Genomic DNA, 16,659 nt, shown 5'->3' with positions numbered 1-16,659 from the left:
CGTCAAGGGCCTTCACGACTTCTCCTCGGCGCTCTTGCGGCGCATCGCCTGCAAGAGCGCCGATGCTTTTCCCTGCGCGTCGATCAACTCCTCAGCCGTGGCCAGCTTGTCTTCCATGTCGGTGACCTTCGCCCGCAACCGAGCAAGCTCAGCCTTGGTGGCATCGGCCTTCGGGCCCGGACGGCGCGCCTTCATCGCCTCCAACGCGCCCTTGTCGCGCTGGTCACGCCACGCCGCGATCAACGATGAGTACAACCCCTCACGGCGCATGATCTCGCCCCGCTCAGATTTCGAGTCAGCCGCGTCCAGCTCGGCCAGGACCTCCAGCTTGTACTTCGCCGGATACGACTGGCGGGCCGGCCGAACCTCAGGATCAGGACGCGACACCACGCCCTCAACGGTAGTAACAGACATTCCTCGTTCTCGTTCCTCGCCCTGCTACAACGAACCCGCCCTCACGAGCGGACACCCCTAGTCTGACAGAGAGGGGATTTGGCCGCGTTCGCCGGACGTGCACCCTTGCCGATCGAAGAACGTATCTACGAGATTCAGTGGTCGCACGATGGCGAGGAGTGGACGGCCACTGTCGGGGCCAGCCTTCGAGGCACCCGCACCCAAACCAGAAGGATCAACGGTGAGCGCCGTGAAGTGACTGATCGCCTCTCAGACGCTGCGCGGGTACTCGCGATCTTCTCTGGGGTTCCGTACGTGGTCGTGACTGATGCGCGACCGCTTGGTCACGGTCGCTCCCGCTGGAGCAACCCGTTCATGGCTGGCGATCCGGGACTCGTCCGCCGGTTCGATCCGCCGACCCTTCGGCCTTAAAGGATGTCCCACCCAAGGGATGAATGAGTCCGCTTCCCCCGCTACACAACAAGAGTGAGGTGATCAACCTGAATCATTCTGCAGAAGGCTCTACTAGGCTGAAGAGATCTTGAACTGAAAGGACGCTCACATCAGTTGGGAGTCTGGCTATGTCGGCCCCCATCTCATCCAACCGGTCGATGACCTCAACTATTGCCAACGAATCTAGGCCGATATCATCGAACAGCAGCGTTCCCCCATCGAAGTATTGCATCTCGATGCCGGCTACTTCGCAGATGAGTTCGGTGAGGGCTTGATAGGATGGACCGTCGAGCTTAGGGGCGCTGGGACTGTCGCGACCATCGAAGTGCCGCTGGTAGTCAGTTGCGAATATCGCGAATATGTCTAAGTCTCGGTATTCACCTGCCATCAGCAGATGCTGTGACAGATGGCCCTCGTGTCGAACGACCGGCGCCCAAGCTTCAGACTTGCTCAACATTGGAGCGAGGTCGGCTGGGACTTCAACTACCACCTTTCGCAGACCGACCGCCCCGAAAGCCTGATCCATCAGTGCGTGAAGCGCATGACCGGTTACCAGCTGGACTCCGGGGGTGCCGTGGATTGAAGTATGCGGACATGCTCGCCACCCGAGAACTATCGTCCATGCCGTAGAGACCTACATGTCCCACTAGAGCATTATCATTACGTGGATCAACCACGGCGTATGATGCTGCATACGATTCACTGATGAGTGTCGCGAAATCGTCCAGCGAAAGAACTCGTCCTCGCGTCCGCCACGTTACGTAGGCATCTGAAAGGTAAAGAATCTCGTATAAGGCGCGAGCCGGTACAAGATCTACGGGAATCAGAGTGGCAAGCCCTCTTGAGCCAGGGTATCTACCAGTGCTACCGAGAGTCATCGATTAGCTCGCTCACACGCTTGGGCGTCGTACTCCACTTGCATGCACAGACCGAACTCCAGGTCAGGATACTCCAACTCGCCCGTCCGACCGTCCGCCGTTCGATAGGTCAGCACTCACACCCACCACAGAGCCCGACGTTTCAGGATCGATCAGGCGTACTGGCACAACGATCGATGCGTCATTCTCCTCATCTGACTCCAGGAGGGCTTCCGCAATCGAGAACGGCGGCGCCTTCTGGTCATCGATCGCAGGAGGAATCCTATAGCCAGATAGGTCTTCAGCCTCGAATCTGGGAATCGGGAGACTGGCAGTTGGAGAGCGCGGTGGATCTCCAGGCAAGATCTGCAGCGTCAGGGATGGAGACTGCGGACCAACGATCCTTGGTTCTCCAAGGACAAGATTCTCGAGGTCGCCGAATTGAGCGGCCTTAATTTCTATAGGACCAGTGTCCTGGTTCCGCACGGTCAGCGCTACAGCAGTATGCCAGCCTGAGTCGTATGGCACTTGGTAGAAGGTCAGGTCGGAGAGCAGGCCGGTGAGGGCTTGCTCAGGGTCAAGAGCAGGTCCTGGCGGGGCCGGACTCGTGGTCGAAGGCGGGTTCCCGTTGTCCGCGCAGGACAACCCCATGGCGCAGACTGCGATAGCCAGCAAGGCTGGAAGAACTAAAGATCGAGTCCCTTTCAAGTGTACCCACGGACTCCAAACACTCCGTTGAGCGTGTCGGCGCCGTAACCTTTGATGTACTTGGTTGCACCACCCGGCGCGGCGGGGTTAGTCCAAGAACGTGTGATAGTCGAGCCGCTAGATGACGCTGTCGTGTAGCTCACTCCACCGGTCAACGAACCCGCACCGATCGAGACATCCACGCCTGCGCTGCTTGAGGATACCTTGCCTGCGCTGCGAGATACAAACTGGTTGGGAATAAGCGGGCGCGTGTATTGCCCATTGTCCGAGGGAGTCGCTTCCACTTCAACCGCAAATGAATAGCGTTACCCATCCAGCGATCGGGTTGCATCACATAGATGCTCGAGCCACCGGCTGGATTTGCGGGCGGAGTCATGTACCAGCAGTTGTCGTAGCGGACCCGTCGATAACGAATGTCTACGATCGCTGTGGCCTTCATTTTTCTTGCCGGTCTGGACCTGGTTGTGTCCTCCAGAAACGCCTGTTGAGGTTTGGGTCGCCATGGAGACACGGCCGGTGCCCGTGAAGGCGCCCGCAGTTCCTCCTACCTTGTATCCCCACTCTGTGGTGGTTGTATTCGATGCCTCGTAGCGGAAGGTGTGCGTAGGTGCAAACTCTTCGTGGTAGTAGTTGCCCATCTCCACCCATGTTGTGGAGAGAGCATCCACTACCGAGCCGCCGTAGCATGAGTACTCCGGTGGGTACGCGGCGCGTGCTACTCCTCCTGCCCCGCCTGCGGTTTCGAGAAGCTCTGGCGGCGCCTCCGTCATCACGATTGGGCTGGTGGGCACGCTCGTTGAGCGCCGTGCGGCAGCGTCCGTCAGATCGCCGCTTTCTGTTGGCTCTAAATCGGCGAGGGAGGTCTCCATCGCCTGATCGACCATCCATGTGCCTTCAGCCACACCCTTGGCGGCGTCTGTAGCCGTCGCAAGCTGGACGATGGTCATACCCATCCCGAACTGTCGACCATTCTGCGCGCTCGCAGTGATCATGAGACGGATCCGCCCGTCCGAGTCAGCGATGCTTTGGTACCAGTCGCCTGGCTCGGCTCGAACCGTGAAAAGTCCGTCGTCGCCAACCGTCGCCCGACCGACTTTGACTAGATCGATCCTCTTCCCGGTCAATCCCTCCTCAGTGATCCCGCCAGTCACATCCTCGGCATGAACCACGACGACGCTGTCCGGAGTTGCCCCGGGAACCGAGCCTTGCCAGATGATCGGGCCAGTGCCGCCACCTACGAGATCATTCGCCAGCACGTCCGTGCCAGAGACTGGTATCGGTATCTGGGCGTCTCCGGCTTCGGACGCCTGCACAACGCCCGTGGGAAGAACTGACGCGGCAGCTCCCAGCGCCAGTGCCCGTCGAAAGCGTCGAAAGTTGCTTACCGTTGTCCCCTGATCTCGCCGATTCTGATGCAGCGCCATCTGCGCCCGGCGTAAGGTAGGCCGGAAGTCTGACGGCGTCAAGGAACTTGCAGCGACGGCTCGAGATCGTGAGTGGACCGCTGCGTTCTAGGAGACTGCTGAGCAATCGGGGGCGGGCGGCTCGATTCGCGAAGCGGGCGGCGGTGGCGTAGAACGCGGGGATGCAGGGTTCGTCTCGGCTGGATCGTGAGCTGTTGGACGCTGCGGCGTTGTGCAGCCATCTGCTCGGGGAGGGGTCGGTGCACGCGTTCTTGGCTGAGCACCGTCATCGCCTGTTCCCCGATGAGATGTTCGCAGATCTGTTCCCGACCCGGCGTGGCCGCCCGTCGGTGCCTGCTGATGTGGTGGCGACGGTGATGGTGCTCCAGGCGCTGGAGGGCCGCTCGGATCGCGAGGCGTGCCGGGCGTTGCAGACCGACATCGCCTGGAAGGCGGCGGCGGGGCTGGCGTTGACCGACGAGGCGTTCCATCCGACGGTGCTGACGTTGTGGCGCAACAAGCTGCGGGCCTCGACGGCCCCGCAGCGGATCTTCGACGCGGTGAAGGCCGTGGTCGTGGAGTCCGGGGTGATCGCCTCCAAGCACCGCCGGGCGCTGGACTCGACGGTGCTCGATGACGCGGTGGCCCGCCAGGACACGGTCACGATGCTCGTCGCTCAGATCCGGCGGGTCCGCAAGCTGGTGCCCGAGCTCGCTGCGGTGTGGTTGCGTGAGCACAACCTCGAAGGCAGCCGCCCGCCTTGTGATTGGGACGACCCGGGCGATCGGGACCGGGTCGTCTCCGAGCTGGTTGATGACGCCAACGAGCTCGTGTGGGCCGCTGAGGACCTCGACCTCGACGACGCCCAGACCGACGCCGTCGCGCTGCTCGCGTTGGTCGCGGGGCAAGACGTCGAACCCGGTGACGGGCCCGGCCGTTGGCGCATCGCGCGGCGCACCGCCCCCGACCGGGTCATCTCCACCGTCGATCCCGAGGCTCGCCACGCCCACAAGACCCGGGCGTCCTACCGCGACGGCTACAAGGGCCACGTCGCCGCCGAGCCAGACACCGGTCTGGTCACCGCGTGCGACATCGGCCCTGGCAACGCCGGTGACGCCGAGGCTGCCCCCGATCTGATCGCGGAGGAACCGGCCGGCACCGAGGTGCTCGGCGACTCCGCGTACGGCTCCGGCGAGTTCCGTGACCACCTCCGCTCCCGGGAGATGAACCCGGTGATCAAGCCCCCGCCGCTGCGGCCAGCGGTCGCGGGCGGCTACACCCTCGACGACTTCACCATCGACCTCGACGCCCGCACCATCACCTGCCCCGAAGGCGTGACCGTCTCGATCACCAAGTCCGGCTCGGCCCGCTTCGGAGCCCACTGCGCCACCTGCCCGGTCCGGGCACGCTGCACCACCGCCAAGGCCGGGCGGGTCATCGTGTTGCACCCCCACCACGAACTGCTCGCCGCGGCCCGAACACAAGCCGACACCAACGAGTTCGCCGACACCTACCGGCAACACCGGCCGATGATCGAACGCACCATCGCCTGGCTCGTCAAGGACAACAACAGGCGTCTCCGCTACCGAGGCATCGAAGCGAACCGACTCGGATGGTCCCACCGATGCGCCGCGGTGAACCTCCGCCGGCTCCTCGCCCTCGGACTCACCCACAACGGCGGCTGGACCATCACCCCGGCGACCTGACGGCGACTCCGGGGACCTCCCGGCCCCGAACCGGACCCACCACCACGATCACCGCCCGCCCACCCCCGGAGCCGATGACCAAGAGCACCCTCAACAGCGACCCCGATCACCACCCCTCCGCGACCTGGCACGACTGAGACCCCGCAAGCGCCCTTGCTCAGCAGTCTCCTAGGTTCGGGCGCCGGCGATCCGCAGCAGCGCTGGCCGCTGAGCGCGCAAAGGTTGCCCCCTAGGGCGGTACAGGTCGAGGCTCAGGGCATCCGACGCTGACGAACTCACCACGGAACGTGTCAAGGGAGATGAGACAGCTTTACGCGGATTGGATGAGTGCTTCTCGGTTGGGTTCGTTGATCCACGCGACGTTGGGAAGCCTCGGTGGCGTGGGTGGTCGGTGGCGGAATCGGGCTGGGTTCGCGTTGTAGGCCGCGGTGAGCGTCTGGGCTCGTGCAGCGCGGATCTCGGTGGCGGTGCCGTAGTGGACCGATGCGGGGGTGTGCAGCCCGATGCCGGCGTGGCGGTGGACGTGGTTGTAGTGATCGAAGAACGCCGAGCAGAACGATCGGGCGTCGGCGATCGAACCGAACCGGCCGGGGAAGGCCGGGCAGTACTTGAGCGTCTTGAACTGGGCTTCGGAGTAGGGGTTGTCGTTGGAGACCGACGGGCGGCTGTGCGAGCGGGTGACGCCGAGATCGACGAGGAGCTGCGCGACAGGTTTCGAGGTCATCGATGTTCCCCGATCCGCGTGCAGGGTCAGCTGGTCACGGCCGACGCCCTGGGAGTCGAAGGCATCCGCGATGAAGGCTTCGGCGAGCTCTCCGGTCTCCGCTGCGGCGACGGTCCAGGCCACGACGTAGCGGGAGTAGATGTCGATGATCACGAACAGCTCGTAGTAGATGCCGCGTTCGGGCCCGGCGAGCTTGGTGATGTCCCAACTCCAGACTTGGTTCGGGCCTCGGGCGATGAGTTCTGGTTTCTTGCGGGCCGGGTGGGTGCGCTGTCGACGCCGTTCGCGGTTCTCCCCAGCGGCGGCGAGAAGCCGGTACATGGTGCGGATCGAGCACAGGTAGATCCCGTCATCGAGCAGCTGGGCCCACACCTGCGCCGGTGCCAGATCGCAATACCGCTCGGATCGCAGGACCGACAACACGTGCTGACGCTCGGGCTCGGTCAACTTGTTCGGCGGCGCCGGACGAGGTGGCGGCGGGCCCAGCACCGGCGGTCGGCGGCGACGCAGGATCGTCGAGCGGTTCACGCCCAGCAGCTCGCATGCCTTCTTCGTCGAGGTCGCTTCCTCGAGAGCGGGGAGGTGTTCGGCCGTCACGGCTTCGACCTGTTCTCGGTGTCCGCGCTCTCGGAGAGCTGCTCCAAGAGCGCGTGCACTTTTCCCGTGATCTCCAACGCGGTCTGCGTCTTGGCCAGCTCCCGCGACAGACGCTCGTTCTGGCGGCGGAGCCGCTCGAGCTCCACCTCCTCGGCCGAGCGTCGCTTCTTGGACTTGCGGGCCAAGCCCTCCCGGGCGCCCGCATCGGCCTGCTTGCGCCACTCCGAGATGTGCGAGCTGTACAGGCCCTCGCGGCGCAAGATCGCACCCCGCTGCTCCGACCCCTTCGGCCACGTGTCGTACTCGGCGAGGATCTCCGCCTTGTACTCCGCGGTGAAGGACCGTCGGGTCGGCTTCGCTGCCGGATCGATGTCGTCTTCGGTCACCCCTCCAGTGTGGGCGCGTCCGTTCAACGACACAGTCGTCAAGGTCATGGTTCTGATGGTCCTGTCTCGCCCCGTCGGGTCAGATGATCGGGTACCGCAGGTGAAGCTCCTATAGATGTCAAGCGGCAGTTTCGTTGAGCCAGTCGCGGGCTTGGTAGGCGAGGTCGTTGCTATAGGTGAGGCCGCGTTCGAGGGTTGAGATCCGGGTTGGGGCGACGTTGAGGGCGTTGGCGAGCGCGGTGAGCGTGATCCGGGCTTGGAGGCGTTGCTGACGGATCTGGTGGCCGGTCGGTAGGTCGGTGGGCGGGTTCGTGATGACGTTGTAGATCTCGCGGGCGACGAACCGTTTCAGGCAGCGCATGATCTCAGGGATGCTCTTGCCTTCGGTGGTGCGGCGGGCGACATAGGCCCGGGTTGGCGCGTGGTAGCGCATCCGGACCAGCACGATCGTGTGGAGCGCGTTGTTCGCTCGGCGATCGCCGCCGGGGTTGAGTCGATATCGGGTGGTCTTGCCCGATGACGCCGGGATCGGGCACGCCGCGCAGAGCTTCGCGAACGCGGCTTCCGAGCCGAGGCGTTCGGGGTTGTCTCCGACGGTGGTCAACAGCTGCGCGGCGACGTGGGGTCCGACACCGAACGTGCCGGCGAGCGCTGGAGCGGCCTGGCCGACCAGTTCGTTCATCCGACCTTCGAGCTCGGTGATCTGGTCGTCGAGGAACGCGATCTTGGCGGCGAGGGTCTTGAGCGCGAACCGCACCTGGGTCTCGACGAGATCGTCGTAGTCGTTACGGAACCGGCGGGCGAGTTCGAGCTGACGCCGAAACGACACCGAGCCGAGGTGTTCCCGCAGGTCAGCGGGGGCGGTGACGAGAAGAGCTTTGAACTGGTTGATTGCCCGTGTCCGGTCACGAGTCGCGCCGTAGCACACGATCTCGATGGCCCTGATCGCCTCGGCGGGACCATCGGCGGTCTTGGGCACGCCAGCAGCTCGTCCCGATATCACGGCCCGTGCGGCTGCCTCAGCATCGAGGGGATCGGACTTGCCATCGAACCGGCGGGCCCTGCGATCCGGCCGGTCAACCTCGATCACGGTCACGTCGTTGTCACGCAGCGACCTGGCCAGACCGGCACCCCACGCCCCGGTGGACTCGACACCGACCGCGTCCAACGTCCCGAAGCCGCTCATCCACTCGCGCAGCGCCACATAGCCCGCGGTGTCGGCGGGGAACTCGGCCACGGCCAGCCGCCGGGCTGTTCCGCTCTCGAGCACCGCGGCGACATGGACCTCGCCGTGGGTGTCGACACCGCCGGTGACGTGGCGGTCCTCTGCTGTCATCATGGTCGTGATCCTTCGGTTCGGTTCCAACGGGACGGAGGGTCACGAGACCGGGAGGACAAGACAGCCACGAGTCTGCGCCAACAGGCTCCTATGAGGTCACTCTGAACGGTCACGATTCCCAGAACGGTGGTCCCGCGAGAGACAGGCCGACGATTCACCAAAAGGACACGACGGTCAGTCACACCGAGGGTCAGACCCGAAGCCGCGGGACCACCTCTGGGAGTCTCCTCCACCCGTCCGGACCGGGCATGTTCATCATGGCTGTCACACCTCACCCTGGCAGACAGGGCCACGGCCCGCGAGAACTTGCCAGCGCCGGGAACCCTGCGCCGAGCCCTAACGTCCAAGCGGTATGCGGGTTCGAGCGCTACTGATGCTGGCCGTGTTCGTCGTTTTGGTCGGCGGTTGCACTGACGCCGATGACGGCCCATCAGGCGGATCGCCTGAGATCGACGAACGCTCCGCTTCGTCTACGACTACCGAAGGAACCCAGACCACCGCAGAGCCAACCTGCGAGGAGACCGAGGCGTTCGCATCCACGCTGACAGATACAGGGGTCAACTACGACTACTCGCCGACGTCGTCGCCGGCCGCGTTGGGGGCAAAGGTCGACGTGGTGTTCGGGGCGACCCTCACCGGGACACTTGGACAGGTAAGGAGCGCCGACCACCAGGAGTACGTGTCCTACTAGGTCGAGGTGACCCGCGTGGTGGTGGGATCCGACCTGGTATCCGTCGGTGATCGTGTGAACGTAATGGTGCAGATCAGCCCCATGTTCGCGGGCGACGAGAAGTATGCCGAGGCCGCCCGCCCGGGCATCGAGGCCGCGATCTTCGGGTACAGGATCGGCCCCGCCGACGGTTGGTTCGCATCCGTCGAGGGCTTCACCGTCGCGTGCGAGGGCGGCCCGCTGATGGGCTGGACCGGCTTCCGCAACGCGTGGGCCGATCTGACTTCGGTGGACGAAGTACTTGACGCTGCCGGTTCAGGGGGACTCGACGGACCGGTCGTCCACGCACCACCAGCGGATCGCACCGAGACCAATGAAGCACTGATCCAGGGCACTCTCGAGCTAGACGACAAATGCCTCTACGTGGTTTCAGTCGATCCTGCCGCTCAGCGCTACCCCCTCGTCTGGCCCTACGGCACCTACTGGGAGCCATTCGGTCCCTCGGTCCATTCGCCCGACTTCCCCGCCATCGCCGTCGGCGACGAGTTCACGGCGGGTGGAAGCTTCGGGTCTGATCCCGCGGCGCTGGGTCTCCCGCCCGCCGCCGTGGAACACGTGACGTCATGCCTCGACAGTCCCACCTCGGAGATCGCCTACGTCCAAACCGTCGAAGGCGACTGACCAGGACCTGCGCTCTCTGCTGGTGTTCAGAAGCACTCATCGAACTCGAAACCGTCGACAAGGCCCGAGACGCTGTCGGCGAGATCCTCTCCATGCACATCGACACGATCGCCCCTACCGGCGCGGTCGATTGCGGCCTCGTGCGAGTTGAGGGCCAGTCGCCACTCGACCTCACGGCCCAGGGGTTCGACCTGTCGGAGAGCAGCGAGAACCCCTCGCCTCAAGGCGAGCAACCTGCGACGCGTCCTCTCAATTTCGGCCTCGAGCTCCATGTCCGACTCGAAGCGATCGGCGCTGGATGGGTCAAAGAGCTCGTCGAGTTCCTTCCCATGGTCCATGCATATGCGCTTCGTTCGCTCCTCAAAGGCGGCGCCGTCCAGGGACTCCACCGTTCGAGCCGAGTTGCCTCCACAGGCAGACATCGACATCGACGCTACGACGGCAACTGCCGTGATCCTGCGCCGACATGACCCGGAACTGCGACCTGTCCGACCACTCACCCGCTCACGCTCCCACTGAGTCACCTCATCGAGCGTCGGAACCTAAGTCATGGACTCAGCTTACGAACCCTTGGCCAGCAGGGCTGAGCGTCCGAATCTGACCCGCCAGGCGATCAGCGCTCTGACGCTCGTCACCAGGTCCCGAATCGACTACCGCTATCTGAACGTCGACTTCCCGTTGTTCGCCGTCCACCAGCTCGACGGCGATGTTGACCAGGTGACTCGACGCGCCGTCCAGCCACTTCCCTGCCGGCAACTCGGACTGCAGGCGCCCCTGGCTCAGTCGGCAGCTGCGGCGTGCACGCGACGTCGAGGTAGTGGCGGAGGGCCCTGCGGATAGAGTTCGCTCGTCGTGAGTTGTTCGGTCGCGGCGCTCCTCGACCGCAGACTTGAGTTCTGGGTCGAGGCGTACCGGGACGACCTCGGCAGGGCCGGAACCGAGCAGCGGCCGTCCCCGACGACGGGTCTTCAGTGTTTCCGTGTCGTACTCGCGGTGTTCGACCTCGACGGCGATCGCGTCGATGTCGACGTCGGTCAACCGTCGGCCGGTAGTGGTGGTGTAGGTCTTCGGCTTCGTCATGAGTCGCCCTCTGTGGGGAGCAGGTCGTAGAAGGAGCGGCGTAAGGGCATCGCGTGGATCACGAGATCGCTTCCAGGCAGCTCGAGCCAGATGATCTCGAGCAGGTTGCCGGCCCGATCTGGTCCGATGGCCAAGACCCGGGGCGGGTCTGATTCGGGGTCGAGATCCGCAACCACGAGCGCGTGCACGACGGCATGCTCGATGTCGTCATCGTCCACCCCGTGCTTTCGAGCTGAGCGGTGGATCTCCACACACGCTAATCGTATTACGATATTGATGCCTCGGGCAAGGGGTCACCCAGCGCTTGGAGCGCTCAGATCCAAGTCGACCATGTACGCGCGTGACTCCTCGATCAGGTCCACGACCTGCGCGTCTTGAAGGACGAGTGGGGCCGACTCGTCAGGGGAGGGATGGTTGCGCGCCACCCACCCGTTCTCGCCTGGCTCGAACAGGTAGTAACCGACGGGGTGAACCTGCCGGGGACACTCGCCGTCGGGTTGACGAACAGGAGGTATGAACGGCCTTCCTCCATCCGAAGGAACGGCACCGCCGTATACACCTCGATCTCATCGAACTCCGGACCGAGGAACGTGCGACCGACATCGATCACGGTCACCGCATAGTCCATGTCGAACTCACCGCGCTCGACGTGCACGGAGGTGGCGGTTCCGGACACCACCACCCCACCGCCGTTCAAGACGTCGACGCCTGCGAGCATGGCACCCTCTCTCGTGATCGCATCGGGCGCACGATGGAGCGCATCCGCCGGGATGCTGGTCGGTGAGCTGGTGACTGAGCTGACCGGCTCGGAGTCTTGGCTCACCCGTTCATCGCCTGATGACGACGGGGTCGTTGCGTCGGCCGACGACGACGGAACCGCCACGCCACTGTCACCTGCACTGCACGACAAGCCGACCAAAGCCACCACGGCCGCAGCCACACCAGAAATCGAGCGACTCGCACGCTTGCCCACGATGCGCCGACGATAGTGCGGACAGATCACAGTCCTGGCTACCTGCCGAGCGTCTCTTCGAGCACGATGTCGTTGCTGGAGAGTTCGATCGCCTTGTCGACCACCGTTTCGATCTGCGGCAAGTGCCCGTCCGGGTCGACGAAGGCCACCTGCACGATGATCCCGGTCTCGGAGTTGGCGAGGGCCACTCCAACGCGATCACCCCCGGAGGTGCTGACCCACGCTTTGCCGACTTCGGTGTCGATGACCGGCAACTGCGCATCGTCATGTTCTTCAAAGAAGACGGCAGGCATGCCGTGGTAGATCGTGGCCTCGTATCCAGCACGAGGGCTCTCACGGTTGATGTCGTCTGATCGCAGTGGTTCACCGTCAGGCGCTGTTCGGTCTCGACGCAAGATCTCGAACTCTGAAAGGTTCAACACCGAGGCGATCTCACGGGCATAGGGCGTCTCGGTGGACAGCACCGTCGGTGAGCCTTCGAGGTACTGCGAAGACGTCACCGGTGGTTCGCCGGGTTCTTGGTCAGCGGAGGGCGAACTCATGCGGTGCCGGCACCTTCTACGACGACCTCATCGGAATCGCCGCCTCGCCCTACGTTGATCGCCACCGCTACTCCAGCCACGACGACGAGGCATGCAGCGACCAAGAATGCACGCCGCCGGCTCGGGGGGCCGACCCGCAGATTCAGGCGAAAGCGCGTGACTTTCCGCAGCTCCAGCGTTCGTCGAGACGTGGTCGATGTAGCGGGCAAGCTCGTCGAGGTTCACTTGGTCACTCCCAGATTCTTCCTGAGGCGGGTGAGCGCCCTCCGACCGTGGGTCTGGACGCTGCCAACAGAGATCCCTATGAGATCGGCGACCTCCTGGTTCCGATAGCCGAATGCGTGCACGAGCACGACGCACAAACGTTGTCGCTCGCTCAGTCCTCCGAGCGCAGCGACGAGGCCAGGCTCGATGTCGGGGATGCCGGCTACCACTGGCGACGGGAACAGTGGCGCTGGCGGACGACGGTACGCCGCGAGTGCTCGCTGCCGGCCAACGGTGAACAGATACCCGCCAGGGTTGTCCATCGCCAAGACCCGGTCCCGATGCTCCACGAGATAGAGGAGTGCATCCGACAGCGCCTCCGCACCGAGCCGAGGACCGAGTGCAATCGTGAACGCGCGACGAAGCACCGCCACCATCTCGTCCTCACAGGCTGGTTCGCTGGCCTCTGCACGGGTCGCGCTCATGGAGCCTCCTAACCAGGTAAAGGCTCGAGAGCGCCAAATTGCAGACAAGAAGTTGCAGACCATACGAGAAGCCGCTCAGGCCGAAGGCTCCCGAGCGGATCACCCGCGCCGCGGCTCGCCGGGACCCCCAGCCACGGTGCCACCTCGAGCCCCGCGCGAGGCGGCGGCCAGCATCGCGACACGTTCAAGCGCCGAGCTGGCGAACACCCCACGCCGTGGGGTTCAATACAGCAACGAAGTTATCCACACGGTCTGACCTGCGGTTTTCCGGTGTCGGAGGGGGGACTTGAACGCCGGGTTCTTGGTGACAAGGCGTACCGATGCGTCCCTATCCGTGCAGCTCAGAGGCGGTTTTCTCGCGGGCCTCGTGCCAGTCCGTGACCGTCAGAATCACCCTGTTTCATCGTGTTCGCGGACAAGGTGATGACAAGTCGGACACCGGAGTGACGATCATTCGTCCGTCGCTGTCGGCCGTCTGGCGTCCGCTCCCCCGCCCGACTCGCCGCCCTTGTCATCAAGTTGTCATCACCCCGGTGCATCACGGCCACGGCGCCCCGAGGGCCTTGGCCACGGTGCTGAGCTTCAGGACGAGGCGCCGAGGTTGGCCGGGAAGTGCCTCGAAGTCGTGGCGCTCGTAGAACGCTCGGGCCTCGTCGTCGATGGCATCGACGAGCACGACTCGTCCTCCTGCGCGACGGGCGGCGTCGAGGATCGTTGCGAGTGCGTGGACGAGAAGGTCACGGCCGAGCCCACTTCCGTGCATCGTGGAATCGAGGGCGAGCTTGGCCAGGAGGATCGCCGGAATCTGGTGGGGTGCGCCACGAGCGAGCCGCGGTGGGGCGTCGTCGCGCATGAGGAGGTGAGGCGCCAGAGTGAAGTTCTGGACGCACTACTGGACCCACGAGACGACAGTCTTCCCAGAAGAAGCAGTCCGGAAGCGAAAGGTACCGCTGGCTCTCGACCACACAGCCGGGAATGCCTTTCGCAAGCGTGGGGTCCGGCCGGGCGATGCGGTCTACGTCGTGTCCTACCACCGAGGCGTTATCCGTCTCCTTGGACGCATGACAGTCGAGCGGGTGGTCGACCAAGGCGAGGCCGAGAGCGTCTTGGGGTACGAGCCGTGGAAAGCAAGCGACCACCTCTTGGCGGTTGCCGGAGAATCCACCGACCACTATTTCGACGTGGTCCTGACAGCGGACCAGGTCAACGAACTCCGGTTCGTGGGACACGGCGGCAAGGTCGTGGGAATCAAGTTCAACCGCCGAGGAGATCCCGACCAGCAAACGCTGCGATCAGTACGAGAGTTGACCGCGGAGACGGCCAGCTTTCTCGACGAGGTCCTCGCGGAGCGGGCCCGTTCCTAGGGCTAGGCCCAGCGGATCTGCATGTCGTTGGAAGCCCGAGGTTCGTCGCAACGAGTTCGGTTGGATCTCTTGGTGCCTCGTTCAGGTTCGTTCAGGCTCGCGTCTGAGTCGATTCGCAAACCACCGAGCCCTTGATCAACAGGTTCAGTCCTCGACGCTGAAGACAGCGCTCAGGCCGTCGTCGGGGTGATAGGTCCAGGTGACGCGTGACGGTCGGTCGCGGCCTCCCGTGTACCGTCGAGCGCCCGTGCCTGGCCGATCCGAGACCTCACCGCTGTTGGGAAATCGAGGTCGTCGAGAAGTGCCTCGAACCAGTCCAGGGCATCGCCGTAGACGAACTCGATGTTGACCTCCAGTGATGTGGCGTCGCCTCGGTAGTCGACGTCGTTGTCGTCCACGTCGATGGCTCGTGCGACCCGGAACAGATCGGACGTCGATCGGCCTCGGCTTGGCGGGCCTCCTCAGTTGCTTCGAACTCGTCAACCTGGCGCTGCAGCCGGTCAGCCCGCTCCGAGGCGTTCGACCACTGCCACGAACTGAACACGAGCCCGACGATCAATAGCCCGCCGACGGCGAGAAGAAGTGGGGTGCGGCCCCGCCCATTCGACTTGGGTTGGCTCGGGCGCATGGATGGCGGCGGTCCTGCCACGGGCGAGCTCGGCGGTTCGGTTGGAAACGACGGGTGGCTGTCGTCATCCCAAGAGCTATTCACGGTCCCCTCCTTGATCACGAACACCGAGTGGTACACGCCAGCCGTGACGGCAGGCCCGAAACAATTTCATCCAGGCTCGGATGCGATCTACCGACCTTGGGATCCGTTTCACCTGGTCAGAGAGCTGCGGCCTGCCGTTTGAACGGAGATGCACTCCACCGGGCGCATGTTCCATAGCAACCACATCACTAGCGAGCCCAGACGGCTCGAAGGAGTAAGTCCATGAACTACTACTGCAAGGATCACGACCCGGTCGGTGCGAAGAAGGCCGACTCCGAGCCGGACGACCAGAGGCGTTGCGCTGGCGGAACCATCCCGCTGACCGGGAGGCTACATAGCAGCCGTTGGACCGATGGCGTCGCTGGAGGACCCCGACGTGCCTGACCGAGCGATGAGGTCCTTCGACGACGACTGATCCCTATCGCAGCGGGGCCCGCTCAGGTGTTCACCTGGGCCGGCCCCAGTCTGACCGCCTACAGCGTGACGCGCGACTTCCCAGGTTCAAGTCCGGCTGCACTGGCCCGACGGCCAACGCTACGGCCTGCGCTTGCAGAAGCTGCCTTGACGGAACTTACCGCAGCCCAAAGCCAAGTGGCACAAGCAATCAGGCCTGATGCAATCACCATTAGGGACTGTATCTCGCTCTCGGTCATCTGTGAGCGCTGTCCTCAATCATCAGTCCGCCCAAGACGAAAGCACAAGGCATAGCGCCTGGGAAAACCATGGTCAACAGCCATGCTCGACGATCTTTGCCACCGCGTTGTTCTTGTATCATAACCTAATCACCGGTGCTGGAGATGGCTGCCAGTATCGTAATACCACACATGAATGCGAATGCGATGACGATCGCATAGATGAACAACACCAGGGCGGCTATGCATAGGACTACAATCATGCCAATTGTCTGCAAGATGGCCTGTCCGACGTCTTCTGCAGTCACTGAAACTGGCCCGAACATTAGTAAGGTCACGGTCAGGTAGACATTGGCAATGAAGGCGATCGCTAGCCCGATACCAAAGAATCCGCGCCAAGTATTAGCCGAATCGGGAACTTCACAGCCATCGACGTTTCTTGTGAACAGTGCTTCAATCGCATCCATGGTGGAGACTGACTCTACGGAGCAGCGACCGAAGAGACCTTCATCCTCCAATACTCCGGCTCGGTAGCCCTGCCCTGCAGCGAGAATGAGGAGGGGGGGTATGACGAGCCATAGAAGGACGAGTTCGATGACGAGAAGCGGTCGAAGCTCTCGGTACCTTCTAGCCTCATCTATCGAGAACGCTATGGTCACGCCAAACCTCCCCCCCCCAGAAGGGTCCAACATACCACTTGGCCCGCGAGGGGCGCTCTAGTAGTTGAAGCTAGCGCTCGCCAACTATCGG

Annotated in this window: 21 protein-coding genes and 1 pseudogene; 6 read left to right on the top strand and 16 right to left on the bottom strand. The window is 63.7% G+C overall.

What is annotated here, in order from left to right; translation table 11 throughout:
* Positions 1-12: 12 nt before the first annotated feature.
* Positions 13-414, bottom strand: a complete 402-nt coding sequence (locus tag IPG97_14200) for a hypothetical protein (protein ID MBK6857660.1) — start codon at positions 412-414, stop codon at positions 13-15.
* 484 nt (positions 415-898) lie between these two features.
* Positions 899-1,234, bottom strand: a complete 336-nt coding sequence (locus tag IPG97_14195) for a hypothetical protein (protein ID MBK6857659.1) — start codon at positions 1,232-1,234, stop codon at positions 899-901.
* Positions 1,235-1,252: 18 nt separating this feature from the next.
* Here IPG97_14195 and IPG97_14190 point away from each other — a divergent pair, with 18 nt between their 5' ends.
* Positions 1,253-1,429: a hypothetical protein gene (locus IPG97_14190; GenBank protein ID MBK6857658.1), complete on the top strand. Its 177-nt coding sequence runs from the start codon at positions 1,253-1,255 to the stop codon at positions 1,427-1,429.
* A 1,287-nt stretch (positions 1,430-2,716) separates the two neighbouring features.
* On the opposite strand, the gene IPG97_14185 is transcribed toward IPG97_14190, so the two are convergent.
* The gene (locus IPG97_14185; GenBank protein ID MBK6857657.1) at positions 2,717-3,580 is read right to left on the bottom strand and encodes a hypothetical protein; all 864 of its coding nucleotides are present in this window, start codon (positions 3,578-3,580) and stop codon (positions 2,717-2,719) included.
* Here IPG97_14185 and IPG97_14180 point away from each other — a divergent pair.
* Together IPG97_14180 and IPG97_14175 are read left to right on the top strand one after the other, a co-directional pair.
* Complete coding sequence (locus IPG97_14180; GenBank protein ID MBK6857656.1) at positions 3,572-3,745, top strand: hypothetical protein; 174 nt, start codon at positions 3,572-3,574, stop codon at positions 3,743-3,745. The genes IPG97_14185 and IPG97_14180 overlap by 9 nt on opposite strands.
* A 251-nt stretch (positions 3,746-3,996) precedes the next feature.
* Positions 3,997-5,520, top strand: coding sequence for an IS1182 family transposase (locus IPG97_14175; GenBank protein ID MBK6857655.1), 1,524 nt, complete (start codon positions 3,997-3,999; stop codon positions 5,518-5,520).
* Positions 5,521-5,830: 310 nt separating this feature from the next.
* On the opposite strand, the gene IPG97_14170 is transcribed toward IPG97_14175, so the two are convergent.
* The 3 genes and pseudogenes from IPG97_14170 to IPG97_14160 all read right to left on the bottom strand — a co-directional run bounded on the left by IPG97_14170 (position 5,831) and on the right by IPG97_14160 (position 8,563).
* Positions 5,831-6,841: an IS3 family transposase gene (locus IPG97_14170; protein ID MBK6857654.1), complete on the bottom strand. Its 1,011-nt coding sequence runs from the start codon at positions 6,839-6,841 to the stop codon at positions 5,831-5,833.
* A complete protein-coding gene (locus IPG97_14165) occupies positions 6,838-7,275 on the bottom strand; it encodes a transposase (GenBank protein ID MBK6857653.1) in 438 nt (145 codons plus the stop codon). The genes IPG97_14170 and IPG97_14165 overlap by 4 nt, the downstream gene beginning before the upstream one ends.
* 259 nt (positions 7,276-7,534) lie before the next feature.
* Positions 7,535-8,563, bottom strand: a pseudogene (locus tag IPG97_14160) (IS110 family transposase).
* 355 nt (positions 8,564-8,918) lie between these two features.
* On the opposite strand from IPG97_14160, the gene IPG97_14155 reads away from it, so the two are divergent.
* Together IPG97_14155 and IPG97_14150 are read left to right on the top strand one after the other, a co-directional pair.
* Positions 8,919-9,257 (top strand): hypothetical protein, encoded by a 339-nt coding sequence (locus IPG97_14155; GenBank protein ID MBK6857652.1) that lies wholly within the window; start codon positions 8,919-8,921, stop codon positions 9,255-9,257.
* 6 nt (positions 9,258-9,263) lie between these two features.
* Positions 9,264-9,917: a hypothetical protein gene (locus tag IPG97_14150; GenBank protein ID MBK6857651.1), complete on the top strand. Its 654-nt coding sequence runs from the start codon at positions 9,264-9,266 to the stop codon at positions 9,915-9,917.
* Between the two features lie 26 nt (positions 9,918-9,943).
* Here the strand turns inward: IPG97_14150 and IPG97_14145 are convergent, their stop codons facing one another.
* The 8 genes from IPG97_14145 to IPG97_14110 all read right to left on the bottom strand — a co-directional run bounded on the left by IPG97_14145 (position 9,944) and on the right by IPG97_14110 (position 14,054).
* Positions 9,944-10,306, bottom strand: a complete 363-nt coding sequence (locus tag IPG97_14145) for a hypothetical protein (protein MBK6857650.1) — start codon at positions 10,304-10,306, stop codon at positions 9,944-9,946.
* 166 nt (positions 10,307-10,472) lie between these two features.
* Positions 10,473-10,997 carry a hypothetical protein gene (locus IPG97_14140; GenBank protein ID MBK6857649.1) on the bottom strand — a complete coding sequence of 175 codons (525 nt, stop codon included), beginning with the start codon at positions 10,995-10,997 and terminating at the stop codon, positions 10,473-10,475.
* Positions 10,994-11,248, bottom strand: coding sequence for a hypothetical protein (locus IPG97_14135; protein MBK6857648.1), 255 nt, complete (start codon positions 11,246-11,248; stop codon positions 10,994-10,996). The genes IPG97_14140 and IPG97_14135 overlap by 4 nt, the downstream gene beginning before the upstream one ends.
* Before the next feature lie 101 nt (positions 11,249-11,349).
* Positions 11,350-11,970 (bottom strand): hypothetical protein, encoded by a 621-nt coding sequence (locus IPG97_14130; GenBank protein ID MBK6857647.1) that lies wholly within the window; start codon positions 11,968-11,970, stop codon positions 11,350-11,352.
* A gap of 38 nt (positions 11,971-12,008) precedes the next feature.
* Positions 12,009-12,512: a hypothetical protein gene (locus IPG97_14125; protein MBK6857646.1), complete on the bottom strand. Its 504-nt coding sequence runs from the start codon at positions 12,510-12,512 to the stop codon at positions 12,009-12,011.
* The gene (locus tag IPG97_14120; protein ID MBK6857645.1) at positions 12,509-12,616 is read right to left on the bottom strand and encodes a hypothetical protein; all 108 of its coding nucleotides are present in this window, start codon (positions 12,614-12,616) and stop codon (positions 12,509-12,511) included. Before IPG97_14120 ends, IPG97_14125 begins: the two co-directional genes overlap by 4 nt.
* Before the next feature lie 117 nt (positions 12,617-12,733).
* Entirely contained in the window at positions 12,734-13,201 is a 468-nt protein-coding gene (locus tag IPG97_14115) for a sigma-70 family RNA polymerase sigma factor (protein MBK6857644.1), read from the bottom strand.
* A gap of 538 nt (positions 13,202-13,739) precedes the next feature.
* Positions 13,740-14,054 carry a GNAT family N-acetyltransferase gene (locus tag IPG97_14110; protein MBK6857643.1) on the bottom strand — a complete coding sequence of 105 codons (315 nt, stop codon included), beginning with the start codon at positions 14,052-14,054 and terminating at the stop codon, positions 13,740-13,742.
* 19 nt (positions 14,055-14,073) lie between these two features.
* On the opposite strand from IPG97_14110, the gene IPG97_14105 reads away from it, so the two are divergent.
* Positions 14,074-14,565, top strand: coding sequence for a hypothetical protein (locus IPG97_14105; protein MBK6857642.1), 492 nt, complete (start codon positions 14,074-14,076; stop codon positions 14,563-14,565).
* Positions 14,566-14,735: 170 nt separating this feature from the next.
* On the opposite strand, the gene IPG97_14100 is transcribed toward IPG97_14105, so the two are convergent.
* Positions 14,736-14,963 (bottom strand): hypothetical protein, encoded by a 228-nt coding sequence (locus IPG97_14100; GenBank protein ID MBK6857641.1) that lies wholly within the window; start codon positions 14,961-14,963, stop codon positions 14,736-14,738.
* A 1,092-nt stretch (positions 14,964-16,055) separates the two neighbouring features.
* Positions 16,056-16,568, bottom strand: a complete 513-nt coding sequence (locus IPG97_14095) for a hypothetical protein (protein MBK6857640.1) — start codon at positions 16,566-16,568, stop codon at positions 16,056-16,058.
* Positions 16,569-16,659 lie beyond the last annotated feature (91 nt).

The sequence above is a fragment of the Microthrixaceae bacterium genome, assembly GCA_016702505.1.
Taxonomy (GTDB): domain Bacteria; phylum Actinomycetota; class Acidimicrobiia; order Acidimicrobiales; family Iamiaceae; genus Aquihabitans.
The sequence above is the reverse complement of the archived record's forward strand: the minus strand, read 5'-3'. Positions and strand labels throughout refer to the sequence as shown.